Origin of the sequence: Salinicoccus jeotgali (assembly GCF_039538805.1) — a bacterium.
Lineage (GTDB): Bacteria > Bacillota > Bacilli > Staphylococcales > Salinicoccaceae > Salinicoccus > Salinicoccus jeotgali.
Genome location: NZ_BAABCK010000022.1, coordinates 121,929 through 145,305 on the forward strand (window position 1 = coordinate 121,929; position 23,377 = coordinate 145,305).

Genomic DNA, 23,377 nt, shown 5'->3' on the forward strand with positions numbered 1-23,377 from the left:
ATGGCTAATGACAAAATTATCGTTGTCGGGGGCGGACTTGCCGGTCTTATGGCGACGATCAAAGCGGCTGAAACAGGGGCCGAAGTGGACCTGTTTTCTATAGTGCCAGTGAAACGTTCTCACTCCGTATGTGCCCAAGGTGGCATCAATGGGGCGGTCAACACTAAAGGTGAAGGTGACTCTCCAGCAATCCACTTTGATGACACGGTGTACGGTGGAGACTTCCTGGCCAATCAACCTCCGGTCAAGGCGATGACTGATGCAGCGCCGGATATAATCCACCTGCTGGACCGTATGGGAGTCATGTTCAATAGGACAAATGAAGGATTGCTTGATTTCCGACGCTTCGGTGGAACGCTTCACCACAGGACAGCTTATGCTGGTGCAACGACTGGGCAACAGTTGCTGTATGCCCTGGATGAGCAGGTCAGGAAGTTTGAAGTAGACGGCCTCGTCAATAAATACGAAGGCTGGGAATTTCTTGGAGTCGTCCTTGACGATGAGGGGCGTGCGCGTGGAATTACAGCACAACAGATAACGAGTGCAGAAATTCAGACATTCAAGTCTGATGCAGTCATAATGGCGACAGGTGGCCCTGGAATCATCTTCGGAAAATCGACGAACTCCATGATCAATACTGGTTCTGCGGCTTCAGTCGTTTATCAGCAAGGTGCAGTATATGCAAATGGGGAGTTTATCCAGATTCACCCGACTGCAATACCGGGAGATGATAAGCTCAGGTTGATGAGTGAGTCGGCCAGAGGAGAAGGGGGACGCATCTGGACTTATAAAGATGGCAAACCTTGGTATTTCTTGGAAGAGAAGTACCCAGATTATGGAAACCTTGTGCCAAGGGATGTCGCCACACGTGAAATCTTCGATGTGTGCGTCAACCAGAAGCTCGGCATCAATGGCGAAAATATGGTGTACCTCGACTTATCACATAAAGATCCACACGAGCTCGATGTTAAATTGGGCGGAATCATAGAAATTTACGAGAAATTCACAGGTGATGACCCACGTAAAGTGCCGATGAAAATATTCCCGGCAGTTCATTACTCAATGGGTGGTCTGTATGTCGACTACGACCAGATGACGAATATCCCTGGACTTTTCGCTGCAGGAGAATGTGACTATTCACAGCATGGCGGTAATAGGCTTGGAGCGAACTCCCTCCTGTCGGCAATATACGGCGGAACAGTAGCCGGACCTAACGCAATAGAATACGTCAGAGGTCTTGATAGCACATATGAAGATCTTGATGATTCCCTCTATGAAAAACATGTCAATATGGCACAGGAGAATTTCGATGCCATCATGAGTATGGACGGCGATGAAAACGCTTATGTCATCCATAAGGAACTTGGTGAACTCATGACGGATAATGTAACAGTTGTCCGCCACAACGACAAACTCCTTGAAACGGACAAAAAAATCGTTGAACTCATGGAACGCTATCAGCGCATAAATATCAACGATACGAAGAAATGGAGTAACCAAGCCGCCTTCTTCACGCGTCAATTATGGAACATGCTGGTACTTGCACGTGTCATCACAATCGGTGCCTACAACAGAAATGAATCCCGCGGCGCCCATTACAAACCTGAATTCCCAGAACGTAATGATGAAGAATGGTTGAAGACGACTAAAGCATACTTCGAAGGCCCGAAAGAGGCACCTCGATTCGAATATGAAGAAGTGGATGTCAGTCTGATTCCACCGCGCGAGAGGGATTATTCTAAAAAAAGCTAGAAAGGAGTGCGAAGATAGATGAGTGAGAAAAAGATAAAATTTTCAATAAAACGTCAAGAAAACAAAGAATCCCAATCCTATTGGGAAGAGTTTGAAGTACCTTACCGTGAGAATATGAACGTCATAAGCGCTCTGATGGAAATCCAGCGGAACCCTGTTAATATTAAAGGTGAGCGTACTACTCCTGTCACTTGGGATATGAACTGTCTTGAAGAAGTATGTGGGGCCTGTTCAATGGTCATCAATGGTGGTGCACGCCAATCTTGTACTGCATTGGTCGATCAGTTGGATCAACCCATCAAGCTTGAACCAATGTCCACATTCCCGGTTGTCAAAGACTTGCAGGTCGATCGGTCATTCATGTTCGATAGCCTGAAACGTGTCAAGGCTTGGGTACCGATCGATGGAACATATGATCTTGGTCCTGGACCACGTATGCCTGAAAAGAAACGTCAGACTGCGTATGAACTTTCAAAATGTATGACATGTGGCGTATGCCTGGAAGTATGTCCTAACGTCAATGACAGTTCCCAATTCATGGGTGCTGCCCCAATCAGCCAAGTCAGATTGTTCAACCTCCACCCGACAGGGAGCATGAACAAAAATGAGCGCCTGGATGCATTGATGGGCGTAGGCGGAGTTGCCGAGTGCGGCATGGCGCAAAACTGTGTCAAAGCATGCCCGAAAGGCATTCCATTGACTACCTCAATTGCAGCGATGCAACGGGAAACAAACTTCCATATGTTCAAATCCTTCTTCGGAAGCGACCATGAAGTAGAATAATTTTGAAATAGGAGGAGCAGTGCTCTTCCTATTTTTTTATTTTCAACTACGATATAATGAAATAAATCAGTGGGAAGGACTGTGGATAATGAGTGATAAGGAAGCAATCATCTCCATAGAAAAATCAATCAGATACATATCGGTTCATGTAAAAAGCCACGGCAGGGAAATACTTAAAGAGTATGAGATTTCACCACTGCAGTTCGTGGCACTTCAGTGGGTGGATGATAAGGTCGGCATTACCATAGGTGAGTTGTCAAACAGATTGTATTTGGCGCATTCAACGACAACTGATATCGTGGATAAGCTTGAGAATGGTGCGTTCGTCAAAAGACAGAAATATGAAAAGGATAAACGTATCGTTCTGGTTCTCATGCAGGACAAAGGACGGGAAGTCATAAAAGAAGTCATCAATAAACGGATATCCTATATCTCTGATATAACTTCACATCTGACGGAGGACGAGAAGAGCATGCTGCCTGATGTCCTTGAATCAATACTCGATGAAAGCGAACGAAGAAGTGATGGATAGGCCGATTGGAGTGATGGATTCTGGTGTCGGGGGTCTTACAGTAGTAAGGGAGGTCATCAGGCAGTTGCCGAATGAATCCATTATATATCTTGGGGACTTGAACAGATGTCCTTACGGTGATAGGCCGATGGACCAGGTCAGAAGATACACAATAGAAGTCGCAGACGTCCTTGTGGCGCGTGGCATAAAAATGCTTATAGTAGCCTGCAACACGGCTACAGCAGCTGCTCTCGACATACTAAGGGAGAGATACACGATTCCGGTGGTCGGTGTGATCGGGCCCGGTGCGCGCAGTGCCATCCAAAGCAGCAATAACCAGAATGTCATTGTTCTTGCAACGAATGGTACAGTCGACTCTGGTGCCTACCCTGAAGCCATCCAGCGCATCAACCGTAAATTCAATGTGGAGAGCACGGCTTGTCCGAAACTGGTCCCTCTAGTCGAGGAACTGCGCTATAAAGATAAGATTGTGGTACGAGTTGTCCTTCATCAGACATTGAAGCATCTACACAGCTCCAAAGCAGACACAATCATCCTCAGCTGTACACATTATCCATTGTTGGCGGATGAGATATATGATTATTTTTCCGGTAGAAAGAAAGTGATCGACTCGGGGCACGAGACAGCGCGCGAAGCGAGTTCAATACTCACCGCGCTTAAGGCACACGCGATATCACAATCTGAACCGACCTATACTATGATCGTCAATGGCAAGACAGAGCGTTTCGAATATATTCTGAAGGATTGGATGCCTTTCCTCGATTATGAAATTGAACAGATTACACTTGAGGAGGAGACTCAATGAAGATTGTTATAGCTACAGGCAACAAAGGGAAGATCAGGGACTTCAAAACAATATTTTCAGATGTGGAAGTGATCGGCATTAAGGAACTGCTCCCCGACTTTGAGGTGGAGGAGACAGAAGATACATTTGAGGGGAATGCTGTACTGAAGGCTGAATCAGCCTCAAAAGCACTTGGTCTGCCAGTCATCAGTGATGACTCGGGTCTATGCGTCGATGCCCTTGATGGAGACCCCGGTGTATATTCTGCAAGGTATGCAGGCATAGGGGCGAGCGATGAAGATAATAACCGTAAATTGCTGACAACCCTGACGGGTGTTGAAGACCGCGCGGCAAGATTCGTCTGTGTCATTGCATTGGCGATCCCTGGCAAGGATACGAGGAGCTATGTTGGACAACTGCACGGGGAGATATTGGAATCACCCGCCGGGCAGGGTGGTTTTGGTTATGACCCTCTATTTAAGACACTGCAGGGTGAGTACCTAGGGATGATTAGCACAGAACAAAAAGGGGAAATAAGTCATAGAAGAAAGGCTTTGGAGAAATTGAAGCATGATGCTTCAGCATTCGAGATTTTGTTGAACTATGACGGAGGTGCAGATAAATGAAGATATTGATTGTAAGTGATAATCATGGAGAAAAAAATATCGTATATGATGCATTCGGCAGTAACAGCGGTAGTTTGAACATTCATCTTGGAGACAGCGAGTTTGAATATGATGATACGGAAATGCGCCACTTCAAACGTGTTGGCGGAAATGTCGATACGGATTCCCGTTATCCTGTAGAAGGGTACGATGAAGCATCCGGGGTTTTCTATACACATGGACATTATTACGGTATAAAGAAGGATCGTGGTAAGCTTGCGTCACGAGCACGTGAGTATGGTGCCAGTTATGCTTTTTATGGACATTCCCATATTGCAAAAGCTGAAAAAATAAATGGTGTCTATTGCATCAATCCTGGCAGCATATCACTTTCAAAAGGGGAAATGCCTGAATCCTATGCCATTTTAGATACAGATAATGATGTCGTGACATTCCTTGGACGTGACCATAAAGTATTGAAGGGAACAGATCTTGGCAATCTATAAGGCTCTGGTGGGCGGGCAGATTGATTATCGTACTGTTGTATACCGAAGTTTTAAATAAAAGAACCGTCAGCGGGGAGCGTTGGTTATGAACATTCTTTATTTCGATGATGATTGCATCATCTGCAACCGATTTGCAAAAATTATCACCAGTCTGGACCGGAAAGATAAAATTCGATTTCAATCGATTAAAACATTGGATACCATCATGCCGGAAGAAGTCGACTCGCTTATTTATTATTCTGATGACATCTATATATATTCGGATGCAGTGATTGAAGTACTCGCAGACACGACAGGTTTTAAACCGGTCAAATTAATGAAGGTCATCCCCATATGCTGGAGAAATGCATTGTACAAATTGGTTGCCGCCAACCGCCATCGAGTAAATAGAGGGAAATCATGCACAATAGACCCGGATGTGCGCAGCAAGATTGTTAAATCCACGAAATGAAGTCGTTATACAAGGGAGTGCAGAGAGATGATCATCACCGTAGATTCTGAAATAGAATTGAGGGCCCTAACTCCAAAAGAGAATGAAGTGGTCTATAAAGCAATAGATGAGAACAGAGGGCACTTGAGAAAGTGGCTCTCTTGGGTCGATTATATGACAAACTCAGCCGATTACATAGAAATCATTCAGATGTGGCAAAATGCGATAGATGAGGGCAGCGGTATGCAGCTCGGGATTTTTTATCGCGGCAGCTTCGTAGGGATGTGTGGATATAATGAAATCTTTTCCATGAGCCAAAGGGGTCAAATAGGCTATTGGATAGTGAAGGAAGCGGAAGGTAAAGGAATAGTGAGCCGTTCTGTCGAGACCCTCATCCAATATGGGTTTGAAGTGTTCGACTTGAACCGGATAGAAATCATATGTGGCGTCTTCAATTACCGTAGCCGGGCGTTGCCCGAATCACTCGGGTTCGTTAAAGAGGGTGTCATGAAAGAGTACGAATACCTATATGACCATTTTCATGACTGCATAATGTACCGCCAGTTGAAAGCGGAATATGAGGATTGGAAAAGTCTGCTTTGATTGTGTAATAAAACATCAATAGTTTTAAAAATAAGTTTGACTTTTGTCGGCACGATTGATTATAATGGTACTTGTCTGATTAAGTCCTGGTAGCTCAGTCGGATAGAGCAATGGCCTTCTAAGCCATCGGTCGGGGGTTCGAATCCCTCCCAGGATGCTAAAAAACCCCGCTCTGGGGTTTTTCTTTTTTTATCATATTTTGTCCCAGTAGCTCAGTAGGATAGAGCGACAGCCTCCTAAGCTGTAGGTCGGGGGTTCGAATCCCTCCTGGGACGTCCATACCCTTCATATTATTGAAGGGTATTTTTATTTTACAAATTAACGGACGAAATATAAAATAAATGTAAATAAGGAGAGGAAGGTCCATGATGAGTAAATTCGATGAACAGATCCTCGTCGTACCAAGGCAACAGGTCTTCAAAGATGAAGCTGATGCATTCAATGGGTTCATCAGCAAAGAAGACCCGAGATATGCCCGTATATTATCTGCATTCAATGACTATAAAGTGAAGCGACGCGGTGATATGGAAGAAGATCCTACCTATAAGCAACTAATCAGCTACGCAGTCATCACTGCGGGGGAGGAGACATTGGTTTATAAGCGCCTTGAAGGCGGGGGCGAAGACCGTCTGCATGGTCTCCTGTCCATTGGAGTGGGTGGCCATATGAATGATGTGCCAGAGACCGGGGCCATCAATGAAAAATTATTCATCAACGCAGCACGTGAACTGGAGGAAGAAGTCGGACTCCAAGAAGACGCGCTTGAGGGTATAGAAGTCATGGGCCTGATCAATGATGACGAGGATGAAGTCGGAAGAGGGCACATCGGCGTCGTCTTCAAAGTTGAAGTGGATAAGGACAAAGTACATGCCAGGGAAGAGGATACTCTGGAACTGGTATGGAAAGACAGGAGTCTCCTCCCAAAAATGAAGCCATACGAATCGTGGAGTGAACTGATCATCAGGGATGCTTATGGACAATAATATCCTGTCACATAGACGTTTTCAAAAAAAGATGGAGCAGGATCTGCATGTCCTATATGAACAAGGAGACGCCCGGGGCTTCATTATGCGCTTTAAGGAGTACGAGCGTCATCACCCAGCAAGTACGGCTCTTACCGAGTATTTCTACAAATCACTCGGTGATAAGGGTCAATATGATGATATCATCGATTATTCCTTGATCCAGATGAACGAAGGATTTGGAAATTACGATCTGCACATGAAGAATCTCCTGGAAGCTCTGCTCAGTCAAGGCAGATATTACGAAGTGATAGAATTCTCAGATCAGATCATGCAGGAAGAACTTCCCCAGGAATTCCGCATAGAGGTCGCCGCTTTGCGTCACAAAGCTAAAAAAGCATTGGATGATAAAGATGTGCAGCCCGAGGAATCATATGATGAAACGTACCAGGATATGGATGAAGAAAGTTTCCATGAGATGCCATTGCATGCCAGACTGGATTTTTTGAAACATCTTATGGACGCCGGGGATAAAAGTTACAGTATGCTCATCATGAACGTGATTACGTCGGAAAAGAACCCCGAAACCATTACATTCATGTTACTGTACTTGAAGATGTGTGGGGAGAACCAGGCGGTGCGGTTCCACAAGATGGGGTCAGAAGAAGAGGTCATACCAGCGCTACTTCCTGATATCGAAGAGACGGAAATGTATGTCAAAGTACGCAACGATGTGCTGGAACACTTAGAAGACAGGATGCCTGAGTTCGCTGAAGCAGCCGATTCGATGTTGATCGCACATATAATAGGCATCTATCCACTCGACTTGCCTTATGATCATGAAAATCTGGCAGACGCCTATCTGCATGAGCTACTCAGGATGGTGAACGTGGACAGTGGCATCGAACCCACACCTGAGGTCCTCGAGTGGGTACGTTCAATCGAACGCCTTATGTCACCGTCCGATTGAACAAATCAAATGTTGGATATAAAAAAGTGATATGTTATACTATACTGGTTAATTGAAATTATGGACTAACGGAGGAATATGATTATGACTCAGAAGTGGGAAAAACAAGAGGGTAACGAAGGCATTCTTACAGTTACTGTACCAGCAAAAGAAGTAGACGGTGCTCTCGATGAAGCATTTAAAAAAGTATCCAAAGAAGTGAGCATGCCTGGATTCAGGAAAGGTAAAGTACCGCGTCAAATGTTCGAGAAACGTTTTGGTGTAGAATCCCTTTATCAGGATGCATTGGATATACTGCTTCCTAAAGCATATACAGAGGCAGTTCAAGAAGCGGACATCAATCCGGTCGATCAGCCGGAAGTCGATGTAGAGCAGATGGAAAAAGGACAGGACCTCGTCTTCAGTGCTAAAGTCACTGTTGAACCAGAAGTCAAGCTCGGTGAATATAAAGGCCTGGAAGCAGAAGAACTTGATACTGAAGTTTCTGACGAAGATGTCCAAAAAGAAATCGATAATATGCTTGAAGCACATGCTGACATGGTCGTTAAAGAAGAAGGCTCGGTTGAAAACGGAGATGTCGTAAACCTTGATTTCGATGGCTACGTTGATGGTGAGCAGTTTGAAGGCGGCAAAGCAGACGGCTATGAACTCGAAGTCGGTTCAGGCAGCTTCATCCCTGGCTTTGAAGAGCAAGTAGTGGGCATGTCCCTAGAAGAGGAAAAAGATGTCAACGTCACTTTCCCTGAAGAGTACCATGCAGAGGAACTTGCTGGTAAAGAAGCGGTCTTCAAAGTTAAAATAAACAGCATCAAATCTAAAGAAATCCCAGAGCTTGATGATGAACTCGTCAAAGAGCTTGACCAGGATGTAGAAACGGTCGACGCTTTGAAGGAGAAACTTGAAAAAGACCTCAAAGAAGCCAAAGAGAACGAAGCTGACGTAACTATGAAGGAACAGCTCATCGAACAAGCATCTGAAAATGCTGAAATCGATGTGCCTGAAGCAATGGTCAAGACAGAAACAGACCGCATGCTCCAAGAATTTGAGCAGCGTCTTTCACAACAAGGCATCAACATGGAAATGTACCAGCAGCTTTCTGGTCAGGATGAGGACGCCTTGCGCGAGCAGATGAAAGATGATGCAGAGAAGCGTGTACGCACGAACCTTGTCCTAAAACAGATTTCCATCGATGAAAACATCGAAGTTGAAGAAGCAGACATGGACAAGGAGCTCGAAAAGATGAGTGAACAGTTCGGCATCAGCGTAGAAGACATCAAGTCCACTCTTGGTGATCTATCAATGCTTAAAGATGACCTTAAAGTACAAAAAGCAATCGATGTACTTGTAGATAACCGTAAACAGAAATAGAATCAAAAGATTATAAGGGTGAGCTCTGCAGCATAAAGTTGCGGGGCTCGCTGTATTATGGGGCCTAAAACCGGATATTTGATTTCGCTTAAGTTTTCTAGTATATTTTACAAGAATGAAAAAAGAGGTGTTGAATATGTTCAAATTTAATGAGGACGATACGAATCTGACTTGTTCCTTCTGTGGAAAAGATCAGGAGCAGGTCAAGAAACTCATTGCAGGCAGCGGCGTCTATATCTGTAATGAATGTATAGAACTCTGTCATGAAATCATCGAAGAAGAACTGAAGTCAGAAAAGACCGAAGTCATTACAGAAGTACCAAAACCGCAGGAAATATTGGAAGCGCTGAATGATTATGTCATTGGACAGGATAATGCCAAACGTGCTTTGAGTGTAGCTGTATATAACCACTATAAGAGAATCAACCAGAACGAAGAAGATGGTGTAGAGATCTCTAAAAGTAATATCGCGCTGATTGGCCCGACAGGCAGTGGTAAAACACTGTTGGCCCAAACATTGGCACGCACACTGAATGTGCCTTTCGCCATTGCTGATGCCACAAGCCTGACTGAAGCAGGTTATGTCGGTGACGACGTTGAAAATATTTTGCTGCGCCTAATTCAAGCGGCGGATTTCGATGTCGAGCGGGCAGAACAAGGCATCATCTATGTAGATGAAATTGACAAGATTGCACGTAAAGGGGAAAACACCTCCATTACCCGCGATGTTTCAGGTGAAGGTGTGCAGCAAGCCTTGCTGAAAATCCTTGAAGGAACGACAGCAAGCGTACCGCCACAAGGTGGACGCAAGCATCCAAATCAGGAATCAATCCAGATTGATACTAAGAACATCCTGTTCGTGCTCGGTGGTGCCTTTGATGGTATGGATGAAATCATCAAACGCCGTATAGGTGAAAAAGTCATTGGGTTCGGCGGTGCTTCAGACAAAGCGAATGACAAAGATGAGTTGATGTCCAAAGTACGCCCTGATGATCTTCAGAGCTACGGCCTGATTCCAGAATTCATCGGTCGTGTTCCGATCATCAGCCACCTTGAAGAACTTGATGTTGAAGCACTTAAATCAATCTTGACTGAGCCGAAGAACGCGCTAGTCAAACAGTATGAAAAAATGCTCCAGATTGATGATGTCGAGCTTGAATTCGAAGAAGATGCATTGAATGCAATAAGTGAGCTTGCCATCGAAAGAAAGACCGGAGCCCGTGGACTCCGGTCAATCATAGAGGAACGCATGGTCGATATCATGTTCAACGTACCGTCCAATGATGAGATCCGCAAAGTTAAAATTACACGAGCGACTATAGAAGAAGAAGCAGATCCGTTGCTCTTTGATGAGAATAACGAAAAGATCGAATTGAACCGTAAAAGTGCATAATACAAAAAAAGCTGTCCAAATCTGTGGCAGCTTTTTTTTCTGAGAGGAGCATTATAGTGAAGATCAATCCAAATAATATAGATATACTAATATCCGCCGTTGAGAAAGCACAATATCCCGCCACCGGTCTGAAAGAAATTGCGTTAAGCGGACGCTCGAATGTCGGTAAATCTTCATTCATCAATGCAATTGCAGGGCGAAAGAATTTTGCGAGGACTTCATCTAAACCAGGTAAAACCCAAACATTGAATTTTTATAATATGGACGATCAATTCATATTTGTCGATGTGCCTGGCTACGGCTATGCGAAGCAATCCAAGACAGCGCGTGAGAAATGGGGACAGATGATTGAGAGTTATCTTGCAGAGCGTGAGGAGCTATCTGCAGTCATCCAACTTGTCGACCTAAGGCATAAACCGACAGAGGACGATATATTGATGTATGACTACTTGAAGCACTTCGAAATCCCAGTCATTCTGATATGCACTAAAATGGATAAAATTCCAAAGAGCAAACTCCAGAAGCATCTGAAATCAGTGAGGGAAACGATTGATTTGGAAGAAGAGGATGTCATGATTCCATTTTCTTCTATAGATAAAAAAAATGTGTCACCAGTGATGGACGCCATTTCGGAATACATCTAGAAGTTCACAAAAGTTTCTTATTTATAATTACTATAATTAATCCTATGCGATGGATTAAGGAAACACTTTCTGTTAAAATAATAAGTATTGATAGTGGCTCAGACATAGCCACAATAGTATAGGGAGGCAAATCACATGCATGTCATCGCATTGAGCCTAAATTATAGAAAAGCGAGTGTTGAAGAACGTGAGGCAGTGGCCTTCGAAGATGAAGATGTCATTCACGCGCTCCACTCATTGCGGGAACAAAAAAGTGTATTGGAAGCTGTGCTTCTTTCTACATGTAACAGGACGGAAGTATATGTAGTCAGTGATCAAGTGCATACAGGCAAATACTATACACAGATGTTTTTGGCAGACTGGTTCAACCTGGAACTTGATACCATCAAGAAGATTACTGACGTCAAAATCGGTGATGAGGCGATAGAGCACCTGTACCGGGTAGCATCAGGCCTCGATTCCATGGTGTTGGGCGAAACGCAGATACTTGGTCAGATCAGGGAAGCCTTCATGATTGCCCAGGAAGAACATACTACTGGCACCATATTCAATAAACTGTTTAAAGAAGCGATTACAGTGGCAAAAAGGGGACATAATGAGACAGATATCTCCAAAAATGCGATTTCAACATCGTATGCTGCGGTAGAACTCGCCAAGAAGATATTTTCACGTGTCAGCGACAGTAAGGTTCTTATCATCGGGGCAGGGGAGATGGCGGAGCAATCGCTGTTGAACCTGACTTCCAACGGCATCAAGGATGTCACTGTGGTCAACCGCTCTATTGACAAGGCGCAACAGCTTGCAGAAAGGTTCAATGGCCGCAGTGCAACTCTCGAAATGCTCGAGGATGAACTGAAAAATGCTGATATAGTCATTTCAAGTACCGCAGCTCGGGGATATGTAATCACTGAAGAGACGGTCGCCGCTATAACAGGCGGACGTAAAGGCAGTCCGCTTATAATGATGGATATCGCCATGCCACGTGACATCGAACCAACAGTGGGTAATATGGACAATATATATATGTATAATGTTGATGATCTACAAGGACTGGTGGATGCCAACTTGTCGACTAGACAACAGGAAGCAAATAAGATTGAAGGCATGATAGCTGAGAGTATGGATCAATTCAACGAATGGATCAACATGCTTGGCGTCGTTCCAGTAATACAGGCGCTCCGTACTAAAGCACTTGGCATACAGGAAGAAACATTGCAGAGTGTTGAACGGAAAATACCTGAAATGAGCGATCGTGAACGTGCCGTTATTTCAAAGCATATGAAGAGTATCATCAATCAGATGTTGCGAGAACCAATCACCTATACAAAAGAGATATCGGGTGACAGGAAATCGACCGAAAAGCTCGCAGAAATCAAACAGCTCTTCGGCATCGAAGAAGAGGTGGAAATGATAACTCGTCAGGAAAAAGAAAAGCAACATGAGAAACGTCTGGCCAGAAAACAGGCACTCGCAAGTGATTAGATAGGTGGAAACCATATGGATATGATGTTCCGCAGTCATGAGTTTATACTTCTATTATATTTTTTAAGCCTTTCTGTGCTGAGCTACGATTTGTTTTTCAGAAATCGGCAGGCCAGAAAGGTTTCGTTTTATCTTGTCGGGGCAGGGGCGATCTTTCATATATTTTCCTTTGTGCAAATCGGCCTGTCCCTAGGACGTTTGCCGATACAGACGGTTTTTGAAGGGATATATGTACTTTCAATGCTACTTGTCATCATCGGAATCGTGCAATATAAACGCAGTGATTCGGAAATCGCATTTGCAATTTATATCTTCACTGCTTTTTTGCTGCTCTCATTGTATACATTCGCACCCGTGACATATGATGAAGTGACGGAAGTATCTGCCATCATGAATGATCTGCTCGTGATCCATGTCGTTTTGTCATTGTTGTCCTACGTCATGTTCTTTATTTCGGTCCTTCATGCCGGCATTTATATCATCCAATATGATAATCTTAAAAAGAAGCGTTTCAACCGTCTCTTCTTCTCACTTTTTAGTGTAGAGACGGCCAAGAAAATGATGATCCGAACAGCAATACTTGGATTTTTGTTTATATTGATAGGTATATTCCTCGGTATCCAATGGGGATTATATATATTCGGTACAGATATTCTGACGGATCTTAAAGTCCTTGGTACATTGATTGTGCTCATACTTTATGGGGGTCTTCTTTCCTATTTGAGGTTGACGCGCAACATCTATAAGTTTGCAGTAGCGAACATCATAATATTTATTATTTGTATGATGAATTATTTGTTTATAACACAGCTTTCCAGTTTTCATTTCTGGAATTACTAAAGGAGAGAGAGCATGAGAAAATTTATCGTTGGCTCCAGACGGAGCGGCCTTGCTATGACACAATCCAAACAATTTATCGAACAGCTGAAGAGACATTACCCAGACATGGAAATTGAGATAAAGGAAATTGTGACAAAAGGCGACAGGATTGTTGATGTCCAACTTTCAAAAGTAGGAGGGAAGGGCCTGTTCGTCAAAGAAATCGAAGATGCCATGATGAATAGAGAGATCGATATGGCTATACATAGCCTGAAAGATGTGCCAAGTGTGATGCCTGAGGGATTCACGATTGCATGTGTCCCTAAACGAGAAGATATGCGTGATGCTTTCCTGTCGAACGATAATATACTGTTTAAGGATCTGCCGAGTGGCAGTGTGGTAGGGACGAGCAGTCTCAGAAGGGGTGCACAACTGTTGTCGATGCGAGACGACATCAAGGTAGACTGGGTACGAGGCAACATCGATACCCGCATCCAAAAGATGAAGGACGGTAAATATGATGCCATCATCCTGGCTGCAGCCGGACTGAAGCGCATGGGATGGTCAGATGATATCGTAGCGGAATACTTCGATCCAGAAGAGTTCATCCCAGCGATTGCCCAGGGGGCCTTGGGAATTGAATGCCGCTCAGACGACCATGAATTGATTGAAATACTACAGAGTGTCCATTCAAAGGAAGATGCAATCTGCACATCTGCAGAACGGGCATTTTTGAGAAGAATGGATGGCAGTTGCCAAGTGCCTATCGGGGGGCATGCTTCATATGAGGATGGAGAACTTTATTTGACTGGCCTCATCATGCCTGAAGACGGCAGTGAACAGTATATCGTCAAAAAATCCCATGAAGACCCAGAGGCACTCGGAAATATCGTCGCAGATGAGATGGAACGCATGGGAGCCAAGGATATCATCGATCGGATCAATGAATCACTATAAGCCCATCGTTGTCACGACCCAAAGCAGGACACCTACAGTCCATTCTGATCTGATGGAACTTGTCCATCTGCCGCTCATTACTGTCGAACCTTTCGCACTGGATGAATCTGTGTTTGAAGAAACATATGACTGGCTCCTTCTGACCAGTCCAAATGCGGTCGAATTCTTTATGCCCTATATCGACAGAGTGGATTGGAAAAAAATTGCCACAATCGGCAGAAAAACAAGCGAAGCACTGGAAGAACGGGGCTATCATGTTGATTTTGAGCCCACTGAATATACCCAAGAAGGGTTCATGGCTGAATTTGAAGCAAAAAAAGGAGAACGTCTCCTGTATCCGGTCAGTAAAAATGCCCGTCCGCTGATCTATAAGCATCTCCTGAAGGCAGGTTGCCAAGTCGATAGGCATTTCCTTTATCATCCGGTAGAGAACGACAAATCGCTCAAGGACATGAGAGTGCTTCTGAAAAAAGATCTTTTTGCTGTCATTTTTTTGAGTCCGTCAGGTGTCAGGGCGTTTCAGGAGCATTTCTCTGCTTTTGAACTGGACGGCGTATTGGCCATTGCAATCGGCCACGTTACGGCGACGGCACTGATGGAATTTGGTATAGAACCAATGCAGCCTGAAAAAGCAACAATGGAAAGTATTATGAACCTTCTAGAAAATAGAATCGATTGGAGAGCTAGAGATGAATTTTGATAGACATCGGCGTTTAAGAAGTTCTGCATTCATGCGCGATATGGTCCGCGAAACGAAAATAACGAAAGAGGATCTCATCTATCCTATTTTTGTAGTGGAAAAAGATGATATACGTGAAGAAGTGCCTTCAATGAAAGGCGTTTTCCAGATTTCCTTGAATCTTCTTGAGGAGGAACTAGACGCTGTCAAAAAAGCAGGGATAAAGTCTGTAATTTTCTTTGGCATCCCGAAAGAGAAAGATGCCGAGGGACACGGTGCCTATGACGATAATGGCGTGGTACAGGAAGCATGCCGAATATCGAAAAGATTGCACCCGGAAATCCTTGTCATACTTGATACTTGCCTCTGTGAGTATACCGACCATGGCCATTGTGGTCTGATAGACCCTGATACGCAGGATGTCGACAATGACAGCACATTACCGCTTCTTGTAAGGACCGCAGTGTCTCAGGCGAGGGCAGGTGCTGATATAATTGCTCCAAGTAATATGATGGATGGATTTGTTACTGAAATCCGTAAGGGACTTGATGATAATGGATTCAGCCATATTCCAATCATGAGCTATGGCATCAAATATGCTTCTAAATTTTATGGACCATTCAGGGATGCAGCAGACTCCACACCATCATTCGGTGATCGAAGAACATATCAGATGGACCCTGCAAATCGTCTTGAAGCCCACCGCGAGCTGTCAAGTGACCTCGAAGAAGGCTGCGATATGATGATCGTCAAACCTGCACTTTCCTACCTTGACATCATCAGGGATGTACGTGATCGCAGTGATGTGCCAGTGGTCGCCTATAATGTGAGTGGGGAATATGCAATGACGCGCACGGCAGTAGATATGGGTCTTCTTGATGAAGCAGTTATCATGGAACAGATGATTTCAATGAAACGCGCGGGGGCAGATATGATAATTACTTATTTTGCAAAAGATATTTGCAGAATGCTTGATGAAGGGATGGAATAGGAATGTATGAAAAGTCACAGGAACTTTATCAGACAGCAAAGGAACTCATGCCTGGAGGAGTCAATAGTCCAGTAAGAGCATTCAAATCGGTTGGTATGGATCCTTTATTCATCGATCGGGCAGAAGGTGCCAGGACATATGATGTGGACGGCAACGAATACATCGATTATGTTTTAAGTTTCGGACCACTTATTCTAGGTCACAGCGATAGGAAGGTCGTCGATGCACTTACAGCAGCAGCCCAAAAAGGCACAAGTTTCGGTGCACCTACCCGCCTTGAAAACGAGTTGGCCGAACTGGTCATAGAAAGGGTACCGTCAGTAGAAATGCTCCGCATGGTGTCATCAGGTACAGAAGCGACTCTGGCTGCCCTACGGTTGGCACGGGGGTTTACCGGCAGAAATAAAATACTTAAATTTGAAGGCTGCTACCACGGACATAGTGATTCCCTCCTGATTAAAGCAGGGAGTGGTGTGGCTACATTAGGTTTGCCTGATTCCCCAGGTGTGCCGGAAGGGACGGCAAAGAATACAGTTACGGTCCCGTACAATGATGAAGAGAGCTTAAAGATCGCTTTTGACAAGTTCGGTGACGACATTGCAGCGGTCATCATGGAGCCGGTAGCCGGTAATATGGGGGTAGTGCCTCCAAAAGATGGCTATTTGAAATTTGTGCGTGAACTTACAGAAGAGAATGGGACACTGCTTATCTTCGATGAAGTGATGACAGGATTCCGTGTCGGATATAACAGTGCTCAGGGTCATTACGGCATCAAGCCGGACCTTACATGCCTCGGTAAAGTGATTGGCGGGGGCCTCCCGGTAGGTGCCTATGGCGGACGCCGCGATATCATGGAACACATTGCACCAGTTGGTAATATCTATCAGGCAGGGACGCTTTCAGGCAATCCGCTCGCTATGACGGCAGGGTTGGAAACATTGCGTCAACTGACGCCTGAGAGTTATGAGCATTTCAATAAACTGGGCGACATGCTCGAATCCGGCCTCAAGAAAGTCTTCAGCAAACATGACCTGCCTATAACTGTAAACCGCGCCGGATCCATGATTGGATTCTTCCTTACAGAAGGGCCTGTAGTGGATTTCGACAGCGCCAATACCAGCGATCTGAACCTGTTTAGGGAACTTTATCAAGAACTCCTCAAGGAAGGGGTCTATCTGCCACCTTCCCAATTTGAAGGAATGTTCCTCTCGACTAAACATACGCCAGAAGATATTGAGCGTACAATCGATGCCTTCTCGACAGCATTGGATCGATTGGCAACCAAATAGGCTTTTGCCAAAGCAGTATTTAAGTGTATAATGGAGTAAATTATATAATGTGGGGGGAATCACAAGTGGATAAAAAAGACGAACACGTCTCTGACAAAGATGTGAATATGAAGGGTGAAAGAGAAGAAGATCTGGTCTACATCGAAGGCCAGAACAGGGAAATGATCCAGAGGGAGACAGTCAATAAGAAAAATCCTCTTATGTGGATCATTCCAATCCTCATCGTCCTATTGATCATTCCATTGATTGTGAATCAGTTCAGCGGTGGTGGTTCTGAGGAAGAAGATGAGGAAGAAAGCGCTGCAATCATTCAGGAAGCGCCAGCAACTGGTGAAGCAGCAGTGCATTTTGAAGCGACTTCAGAGCAAGAGCTTATTTCAGAAGCAGACATGGCCAGCGTAGTGCAGCCATTCCAGGGAATGATTTCCGCTACATTTCCATCAACAGGCGCATTGACCGCGACCAGTTGAACCATGACCATGAGGGCACCCTGCCGGGAGGCAGGGTTTTCTTATGTCTGCGCCTATTGTAAAGGTTTCTGATTGATATAAAGGAGGGGACAGATGAAATATTTCTACCTCATACTGCTCTTCGTAATGGCAGCAGCAGTGTCTTCCATACTTCACTTCAGTGGCATGATCTTGCCTTGGCTTTTCGGTGCCATGATTGCTGCAATCTTGTTTCATCGCTTCGTAAACACGGAGTTTGCCTATCCGAAATGGTTGGGCAGTGCCGGACTGATAATCATAGGGGCTGAAATCGGTTCGACTTTCACAGAAGATACACTGATTGATATGGCCGATGATTATATGAATATCATTTTGCTTTCTGTTCTAATCGTCGCTTTGAGCCTGCTGCTTTCCCGGTTCTTCATGAAGTTGACCGGGTGTTCTTATGAAACGGCAGTGCTCGCTACAATTCCAGGTGCCTTATCGCAGATGATCGTCATGGCTGAGGAGGAGGAGAAAGCGGATCTTCTGCTAGTTACTTTAACTCAAATGTCCAGAATAGTTCTTGTGGTCATCATCGTCCCCTTCATTGCAAGTTTGGCACCGCACGGTAGTTCTGTCGGTATAAATGATGTGGCGGCGCCTTTATCGGAAATGCTCATCCCTGAAATGATCTGGATCATCGTTTTTGCGCCCTTGCTCATCTACATATTAGGGAGATTGAAATTCCCTGTACCCGTCATGATCGGGCCAATGATCGCAATATTGGTGTGGAATTTGACGACAGGCTACAGCTTTTCAGTCGATATAGAATTCCTATATGCCGCTCAACTTCTGTTCGGCCTTAGGATCGGCATGCAGATTTCAACGTTGGTCAATCAATTGAATACACGGATGATTGTTTCTATGATCATTCAAAATGTCCTTCTTATCTTCGGAACGATGATACTGGTGTTTTTATTTATAATCACTACGGATCATCAGTTTACAAATCTTTTCCTGAGTGCTGCGCCGGGGGGGATCGGCCAGATCATCATCGTGGCTGTTGAGATGGATGCTAACATCGCAATGATTTCAAGCTATCATATCTTCCGTATCTTCTTCATCCTGCTCATCATTGCACCCCTCATCAATTTCATGCTGAAACGCAACAGATACAGCGAGGACAGCTAAAGAACTTGACAGCTCCCAACCGTTGGAATACTATAAAACTAATGATATATAAAGAGTGCAGAAGAGTAGCGGTAAGCGGGAAATCCAGAGAACATGTGGTGCTGGAAACATGTCAAAACTTGCTGTGAAAGTAGTCTGCTTGCAATCAGTTCTGAATCGAGTAGGTGCTGACGTGTAATGAGCGTTAATCATTTCGAGTGCAGCCGTAGAGGTTGAATTTAGGTGGTACCACGGAGCTTCCGTCCTATTCAGGATGGAAGCTTTTTATTATGTCTTAAGGAGAGAATAATATGGAAATGTCGAAGAAATATAATCCACAAAAAGTGGAAGAAGGAAAATATGAAAAATGGGTGGAATCAGGATATTTTAAATCTGATGCAAATTCAGATAAACCACCATTTTCGATCGTCATCCCGCCACCGAATGTTACTGGCAAACTGCATCTAGGGCACGCCTGGGATACTACACTGCAAGATATAATCACACGGATGAAGCGTATGCAAGGCTATGAAGTCCTTTATCTGCCCGGCATGGATCATGCCGGAATAGCAACTCAGGCAAAAGTCGATGCGCGCCTACGTGAACAGGGCATCTCAAGACATGACATCGGCCGCGAGAAATTCCTTGAGCATGCTTGGGGATGGAAGGAAGAATATGCAGATTTCATCAGGAGCCAGTGGAAGAAGCTTGGTCTCGGGCTTGATTATGATAAAGAACGTTTTACGATGGATGAGGGGCTTTCGAAAGCTGTCCGTAAAGTGTTTGTGGATATGTACAATAAAAATCTCATCTATCGCGGAGAATACATCATCAATTGGGATCCGGCCACTAAAACGGCACTCAGTGATATCGAAGTCATCCATAAGGAAGTGGAAGGCAATTTCTACCATGTCCGTTACCCACTGCCTGACGGAAATCATCTAGAAATTGCTACGACACGTCCAGAAACGATGCTTGGTGATACCGCAATTGTGGTCCATCCAGAAGATGAACGCTACAAAGAGTACATCGGCCAATCCGTAACTTTGCCGATCGTCGGTCGTGAATTGCCGATTATAAGTGACTCCTATGTGGATATGGAGTTTGGTACGGGCGTAATGAAAGTGACACCTGCACATGATCCAAATGACTTCACCCTCGGGGAAAAACATAATCTTGAGCGCATCAATGTAATGAATGAGGATGGCTCGATGAATGAACTTGCGGGGAAATACGAAGGTATTGACCGTTTTGAATGCCGTAAAGCTTTGGTGGCAGACCTCGAATCCGAAGGTTATCTGATAAAAGTGGAACCGCATATGCACTCTGTGGGCCATTCCGAAAGAAGCGGCGCAGTTGTAGAGCCGTATTTGTCGACGCAATGGTTCGTGAAGATGGACACACTGGCAAAAAATAGCCTGGATAACCAGGATACCGATGAGGCCATTCAATTTGTACCGGAGCGGTTCGATGCAACATTCAGACGGTGGATGGGCGACATCCGGGACTGGGTGATATCGAGGCAGCTGTGGTGGGGCCATCAGATTCCAGCCTGGTACCATAATGACACCGGAGAAATTTATGTCGGCATGACGCCTCCTGAAAATCTTGGGGATTGGACCCAGGATGAAGATGTCCTGGACACATGGTTCTCCAGTGCCCTATGGCCGTTTTCGACGATGGGATGGCCGGAAGAAACTGATGATCTGAAGAAATTCTTCCCGACCAACGTACTGGTAACAGGTTACGACATCATATTCTTCTGGGTAGCACGCATGATTTTCTCTTCGCTGGAACACACCGGAGAAAAGCCATTTGATGATGTGCTCCTCCATGGTCTTGTAAGGGATGAACAGAACCGCAAGATGTCCAAGTCACTTGGAAATGGTGTTGACCCAATGGATGTCATCGAAAATTACGGTGTCGATGCATTGCGTTATTTCCTCTCCACTGGATCGACGCCGGGACAGGATCTCAGATATTCTGATGAAAAAGTCGAGTCCGTCTGGAATTTCATCAATAAAATATGGAATGCGTCACGATTTGCACTTATGAACATTGGTGAAGACTTCAAGATGCAGGATATAGATCTCGAAGGGGATAAATCACTTGCAGATGAATGGATTCTTACGCGCTTGAATGAAACGATCTCTGACGTCACGCGTCTCTCTGAACAATATGAATTCGGGGAAGTGGGGCGCATCCTCTATAATTTCATATGGGACGAATTCTGCGACTGGTATATTGAAATGGCGAAAGTACCAATGACTGAAGGATCAGACAGTGAAAAGGCGATGACCCGCTCTGTCTTGCTGCACACTTTAGACAGCATGTTGAAAATGCTGCACCCATTCATGCCATTCGTTACAGAAGAGATATACCAAACCATCGACAATGATCGTTCGATTGTTGTAAGCGACTGGCCTGAGGCGGCCCCTGCACTAAGCAACCCGACATCGAAGAATGCTATGGCACTTCTGGTTGACATCATAAAATCCATCCGTCACACACGGAATGATGTAAACACTCCACTGTCGAAGCCAATCGACATCCTCATTGAAGTAAAAGACGAATCAAGGCTTGAAATTATAGAATCCAACCGCCACTACATTGAACGTTTCTGCAATCCGGAAACATTGGAGATCTCATCACATATCGCTGCAGATGATGATGTCAAAACCGATGTGGTGAATGGAGCCACTGTAATTCTGCCATTATCTGGATTGATTGATATGGAAGAGGAAATCGAGAGGCTTACAAATGAGTTGAAGCGTCTGGAAGGCGAACTGAAACGCGTTGAAGGCAAGCTTGGCAATGAGAAATTCGTCCAAAATGCGCCGGCTGCAGTAGTCGAAAAAGAAAAGGAAAAACAGCAGAACTACCAGGCACAGTACGATGAGGTAGAAGAAAGGTTGAATAACCTGAAAAGAAAGGGATAAGTGATGGAATATCAAGAAGGATTGAATTGGATCCATGATAGGATGAAGTTCGGCATCAAACCGGGTGTAAAACGCATGGAATGGATGCTTAAACAGCTTGATAATCCTGAACGGAACATCAATGGGATCCATATAGTGGGAACGAATGGTAAAGGATCCACTGTGGCCTATATGCGGAATGCCTTAAACCGCAATGGTTACTCTGTGGGGACTTTCACTTCCCCCTACATCGAAACATTCAATGAACGAATATCAATCAACGGCCATCCAATTACCGATGAACAGCTTGTTGAACTGATCGAAATAGTGAAGCCCATAAGCGAAGAATTGGAAAGAGAAACCGATCTTGGTACTGCGACTGAGTTTGAAATCATTACGACGATGATGTTCGTCCATTTCGGTACCATTCAACCAGTCGATTATGTACTTGTTGAAGCAGGACTCGGTGCGAAAAAAGATTCTACGAACGTATTCAATCCCATTCTGACAGTGTTGACAAGCATAGGCCTTGATCATACCGCCATCTTGGGAGATACATTGCTTGATATCACAAAAGATAAAAGTGGTGTGATAAAGCCAGGGGTTCCTTTAGTCTTCAGTATCAAAGATGATGTTTCCAGGGATTATATCCATAAAATCCTTGAAGAGAACGATTCAAAAGGGATCGAATTGAATCGGGATATCATCCTCATCCCCGAAAACGGCGAGTTCCAATTCCAGTACGGGCACTATGATTTCCAGGACCTCAAGTTGAGCATGCCAGGCAGGCACCAGAAGGAGAATGCCTCCCTTGCGATTGCAGCACTCATTGAACTATACGAAAGGAACCAGGTCAATATCGACTGCAATCTGTTGATACAAGGTATTGAAGAGACGGTTTGGCCAGGCAGGATAGAAGTGGCGTCGACCGAACCTTTAATCATTTTGGATGGTGCCCACAACAATGAGGCCGTCGATGCATTGGTGAATACTATGGCGAAGGAATATCCGAATAGGGATATCACTGTCCTGTTTTCTGCAATAGAAGGTAAGCCGATCGATACGATGATCGAAAAACTGGAATCGATTGCTGATTCCTTCAACGTCACTGAATTCGATTTTCCAAAAGCCTTGGATAAAGAGACGGTATTCGAGAAAGTCCAGCATCCGGTAAAGGCCGTGGTTGACGACTATAAAGCATTTCTGGACACGTTTGATGGAGATATACTGCTTGTTACCGGCAGTTTGTACTTCATCAGCGAAGTTAAGCAGAAGTTAAACAAAAACGACGATAATCAATGATTATCGT

The 23,377-nt window shown here is 44.7% G+C and carries 23 protein-coding genes, 2 tRNA genes and 1 other annotated feature; all 25 genes read left to right on the forward strand.

What is annotated here, in order from left to right:
* Positions 1 to 1,752 carry a succinate dehydrogenase flavoprotein subunit gene (gene sdhA / locus ABD734_RS06735; RefSeq protein ID WP_344702739.1) on the forward strand — a complete coding sequence of 584 codons (1,752 nt, stop codon included), beginning with the start codon at positions 1 to 3 and terminating at the stop codon, positions 1,750 to 1,752.
* 18 nt (positions 1,753 to 1,770) lie between these two features.
* Complete coding sequence (gene sdhB, locus ABD734_RS06740) at positions 1,771 to 2,535, forward strand: succinate dehydrogenase iron-sulfur subunit (RefSeq protein ID WP_344702741.1); 765 nt, start codon at positions 1,771 to 1,773, stop codon at positions 2,533 to 2,535.
* Between the two features lie 88 nt (positions 2,536 to 2,623).
* On the forward strand, positions 2,624 to 3,067 hold the full coding sequence (locus tag ABD734_RS06745; RefSeq protein ID WP_344702743.1) for a MarR family winged helix-turn-helix transcriptional regulator: 444 nt from the start codon (positions 2,624 to 2,626) through the stop codon (positions 3,065 to 3,067).
* Complete coding sequence (gene racE / locus ABD734_RS06750; RefSeq protein ID WP_344702816.1) at positions 3,060 to 3,872, forward strand: glutamate racemase; 813 nt, start codon at positions 3,060 to 3,062, stop codon at positions 3,870 to 3,872. Before ABD734_RS06745 ends, racE begins: the two co-directional genes overlap by 8 nt.
* Entirely contained in the window at positions 3,869 to 4,477 is a 609-nt protein-coding gene (locus ABD734_RS06755) for an XTP/dITP diphosphatase (RefSeq protein WP_344702746.1), read from the forward strand. The genes racE and ABD734_RS06755 overlap by 4 nt, the downstream gene beginning before the upstream one ends.
* A complete protein-coding gene (locus tag ABD734_RS06760; protein ID WP_344702748.1) occupies positions 4,474 to 4,962 on the forward strand; it encodes a YfcE family phosphodiesterase in 489 nt (162 codons plus the stop codon). Before ABD734_RS06755 ends, ABD734_RS06760 begins: the two co-directional genes overlap by 4 nt.
* An 85-nt stretch (positions 4,963 to 5,047) precedes the next feature.
* Positions 5,048 to 5,413: a thiol-disulfide oxidoreductase DCC family protein gene (locus ABD734_RS06765; RefSeq protein ID WP_344702750.1), complete on the forward strand. Its 366-nt coding sequence runs from the start codon at positions 5,048 to 5,050 to the stop codon at positions 5,411 to 5,413.
* Positions 5,414 to 5,440: 27 nt separating this feature from the next.
* Positions 5,441 to 5,995, forward strand: coding sequence for a GNAT family N-acetyltransferase (locus tag ABD734_RS06770; RefSeq protein ID WP_344702752.1), 555 nt, complete (start codon positions 5,441 to 5,443; stop codon positions 5,993 to 5,995).
* An 83-nt stretch (positions 5,996 to 6,078) separates the two neighbouring features.
* Positions 6,079 to 6,152, forward strand: a tRNA-Arg gene (locus ABD734_RS06775).
* Positions 6,153 to 6,196: 44 nt separating this feature from the next.
* A tRNA-Arg gene (locus ABD734_RS06780) sits at positions 6,197 to 6,270 on the forward strand.
* A gap of 93 nt (positions 6,271 to 6,363) precedes the next feature.
* Positions 6,364 to 6,978 (forward strand): NUDIX domain-containing protein, encoded by a 615-nt coding sequence (locus ABD734_RS06785; RefSeq protein ID WP_344702817.1) that lies wholly within the window; start codon positions 6,364 to 6,366, stop codon positions 6,976 to 6,978.
* Positions 6,968 to 7,927: a hypothetical protein gene (locus ABD734_RS06790; protein ID WP_344702754.1), complete on the forward strand. Its 960-nt coding sequence runs from the start codon at positions 6,968 to 6,970 to the stop codon at positions 7,925 to 7,927. Before ABD734_RS06785 ends, ABD734_RS06790 begins: the two co-directional genes overlap by 11 nt.
* A gap of 84 nt (positions 7,928 to 8,011) precedes the next feature.
* Positions 8,012 to 9,295: a trigger factor gene (gene tig, locus ABD734_RS06795; RefSeq protein ID WP_344702756.1), complete on the forward strand. Its 1,284-nt coding sequence runs from the start codon at positions 8,012 to 8,014 to the stop codon at positions 9,293 to 9,295.
* A gap of 136 nt (positions 9,296 to 9,431) precedes the next feature.
* Positions 9,432 to 10,688 (forward strand): ATP-dependent Clp protease ATP-binding subunit ClpX, encoded by a 1,257-nt coding sequence (clpX, locus tag ABD734_RS06800; RefSeq protein ID WP_344702758.1) that lies wholly within the window; start codon positions 9,432 to 9,434, stop codon positions 10,686 to 10,688.
* A 56-nt stretch (positions 10,689 to 10,744) separates the two neighbouring features.
* Positions 10,745 to 11,332 (forward strand): ribosome biogenesis GTP-binding protein YihA/YsxC, encoded by a 588-nt coding sequence (gene yihA / locus ABD734_RS06805; RefSeq protein WP_344702760.1) that lies wholly within the window; start codon positions 10,745 to 10,747, stop codon positions 11,330 to 11,332.
* Positions 11,333 to 11,467: 135 nt separating this feature from the next.
* Complete coding sequence (hemA, locus tag ABD734_RS06810) at positions 11,468 to 12,814, forward strand: glutamyl-tRNA reductase (protein WP_344702762.1); 1,347 nt, start codon at positions 11,468 to 11,470, stop codon at positions 12,812 to 12,814.
* Between the two features lie 15 nt (positions 12,815 to 12,829).
* The gene (ccsA, locus tag ABD734_RS06815) at positions 12,830 to 13,654 is read left to right on the forward strand and encodes a cytochrome c biogenesis protein CcsA (protein ID WP_344702764.1); all 825 of its coding nucleotides are present in this window, start codon (positions 12,830 to 12,832) and stop codon (positions 13,652 to 13,654) included.
* Between the two features lie 12 nt (positions 13,655 to 13,666).
* Positions 13,667 to 14,590, forward strand: coding sequence for a hydroxymethylbilane synthase (hemC, locus tag ABD734_RS06820; RefSeq protein WP_344702766.1), 924 nt, complete (start codon positions 13,667 to 13,669; stop codon positions 14,588 to 14,590).
* The gene (locus tag ABD734_RS06825) at positions 14,577 to 15,290 is read left to right on the forward strand and encodes a uroporphyrinogen-III synthase (RefSeq protein WP_344702768.1); all 714 of its coding nucleotides are present in this window, start codon (positions 14,577 to 14,579) and stop codon (positions 15,288 to 15,290) included. The genes hemC and ABD734_RS06825 overlap by 14 nt, the downstream gene beginning before the upstream one ends.
* The gene (gene hemB, locus ABD734_RS06830; protein WP_344702770.1) at positions 15,280 to 16,260 is read left to right on the forward strand and encodes a porphobilinogen synthase; all 981 of its coding nucleotides are present in this window, start codon (positions 15,280 to 15,282) and stop codon (positions 16,258 to 16,260) included. The genes ABD734_RS06825 and hemB overlap by 11 nt, the downstream gene beginning before the upstream one ends.
* A 2-nt stretch (positions 16,261 to 16,262) precedes the next feature.
* Positions 16,263 to 17,549 (forward strand): glutamate-1-semialdehyde 2,1-aminomutase, encoded by a 1,287-nt coding sequence (gene hemL, locus ABD734_RS06835; protein ID WP_425568365.1) that lies wholly within the window; start codon positions 16,263 to 16,265, stop codon positions 17,547 to 17,549.
* A 65-nt stretch (positions 17,550 to 17,614) separates the two neighbouring features.
* Positions 17,615 to 18,019 carry a hypothetical protein gene (locus tag ABD734_RS06840; protein WP_344702772.1) on the forward strand — a complete coding sequence of 135 codons (405 nt, stop codon included), beginning with the start codon at positions 17,615 to 17,617 and terminating at the stop codon, positions 18,017 to 18,019.
* Positions 18,020 to 18,112: 93 nt separating this feature from the next.
* Positions 18,113 to 19,171, forward strand: coding sequence for an AbrB family transcriptional regulator (locus ABD734_RS06845; RefSeq protein ID WP_344702774.1), 1,059 nt, complete (start codon positions 18,113 to 18,115; stop codon positions 19,169 to 19,171).
* Positions 19,172 to 19,217: 46 nt separating this feature from the next.
* Positions 19,218 to 19,421, forward strand: a binding site (T-box leader).
* Positions 19,422 to 19,461: 40 nt separating this feature from the next.
* On the forward strand, positions 19,462 to 22,089 hold the full coding sequence (locus tag ABD734_RS06850; protein WP_344702776.1) for a valine--tRNA ligase: 2,628 nt from the start codon (positions 19,462 to 19,464) through the stop codon (positions 22,087 to 22,089).
* 3 nt (positions 22,090 to 22,092) lie between these two features.
* On the forward strand, positions 22,093 to 23,370 hold the full coding sequence (locus ABD734_RS06855; RefSeq protein WP_344702778.1) for a bifunctional folylpolyglutamate synthase/dihydrofolate synthase: 1,278 nt from the start codon (positions 22,093 to 22,095) through the stop codon (positions 23,368 to 23,370).
* Positions 23,371 to 23,377: the final 7 nt, after the last annotated feature.

Coding starts and splice junctions, on each gene's coding strand:
- sdhA (WP_344702739.1), top strand. CDS start 1: ATGGCTAATGACAAAATTATCGTTGTCGGGGGCGGACTTGCCGGTCTT.
- sdhB (WP_344702741.1), top strand. CDS start 1,771: ATGAGTGAGAAAAAGATAAAATTTTCAATAAAACGTCAAGAAAACAAA.
- ABD734_RS06745 (WP_344702743.1), top strand. CDS start 2,624: ATGAGTGATAAGGAAGCAATCATCTCCATAGAAAAATCAATCAGATAC.
- racE (WP_344702816.1), top strand. CDS start 3,060: ATGGATAGGCCGATTGGAGTGATGGATTCTGGTGTCGGGGGTCTTACA.
- ABD734_RS06755 (WP_344702746.1), top strand. CDS start 3,869: ATGAAGATTGTTATAGCTACAGGCAACAAAGGGAAGATCAGGGACTTC.
- ABD734_RS06760 (WP_344702748.1), top strand. CDS start 4,474: ATGAAGATATTGATTGTAAGTGATAATCATGGAGAAAAAAATATCGTA.
- ABD734_RS06765 (WP_344702750.1), top strand. CDS start 5,048: ATGAACATTCTTTATTTCGATGATGATTGCATCATCTGCAACCGATTT.
- ABD734_RS06770 (WP_344702752.1), top strand. CDS start 5,441: ATGATCATCACCGTAGATTCTGAAATAGAATTGAGGGCCCTAACTCCA.
- ABD734_RS06785 (WP_344702817.1), top strand. CDS start 6,364: ATGAGTAAATTCGATGAACAGATCCTCGTCGTACCAAGGCAACAGGTC.
- ABD734_RS06790 (WP_344702754.1), top strand. CDS start 6,968: ATGGACAATAATATCCTGTCACATAGACGTTTTCAAAAAAAGATGGAG.
- tig (WP_344702756.1), top strand. CDS start 8,012: ATGACTCAGAAGTGGGAAAAACAAGAGGGTAACGAAGGCATTCTTACA.
- clpX (WP_344702758.1), top strand. CDS start 9,432: ATGTTCAAATTTAATGAGGACGATACGAATCTGACTTGTTCCTTCTGT.
- hemA (WP_344702762.1), top strand. CDS start 11,468: ATGCATGTCATCGCATTGAGCCTAAATTATAGAAAAGCGAGTGTTGAA.
- ccsA (WP_344702764.1), top strand. CDS start 12,830: ATGGATATGATGTTCCGCAGTCATGAGTTTATACTTCTATTATATTTT.
- hemC (WP_344702766.1), top strand. CDS start 13,667: ATGAGAAAATTTATCGTTGGCTCCAGACGGAGCGGCCTTGCTATGACA.
- ABD734_RS06825 (WP_344702768.1), top strand. CDS start 14,577: ATGAATCACTATAAGCCCATCGTTGTCACGACCCAAAGCAGGACACCT.
- hemB (WP_344702770.1), top strand. CDS start 15,280: ATGAATTTTGATAGACATCGGCGTTTAAGAAGTTCTGCATTCATGCGC.
- hemL (WP_425568365.1), top strand. CDS start 16,263: ATGTATGAAAAGTCACAGGAACTTTATCAGACAGCAAAGGAACTCATG.
- ABD734_RS06845 (WP_344702774.1), top strand. CDS start 18,113: ATGAAATATTTCTACCTCATACTGCTCTTCGTAATGGCAGCAGCAGTG.
- ABD734_RS06850 (WP_344702776.1), top strand. CDS start 19,462: ATGGAAATGTCGAAGAAATATAATCCACAAAAAGTGGAAGAAGGAAAA.
- ABD734_RS06855 (WP_344702778.1), top strand. CDS start 22,093: ATGGAATATCAAGAAGGATTGAATTGGATCCATGATAGGATGAAGTTC.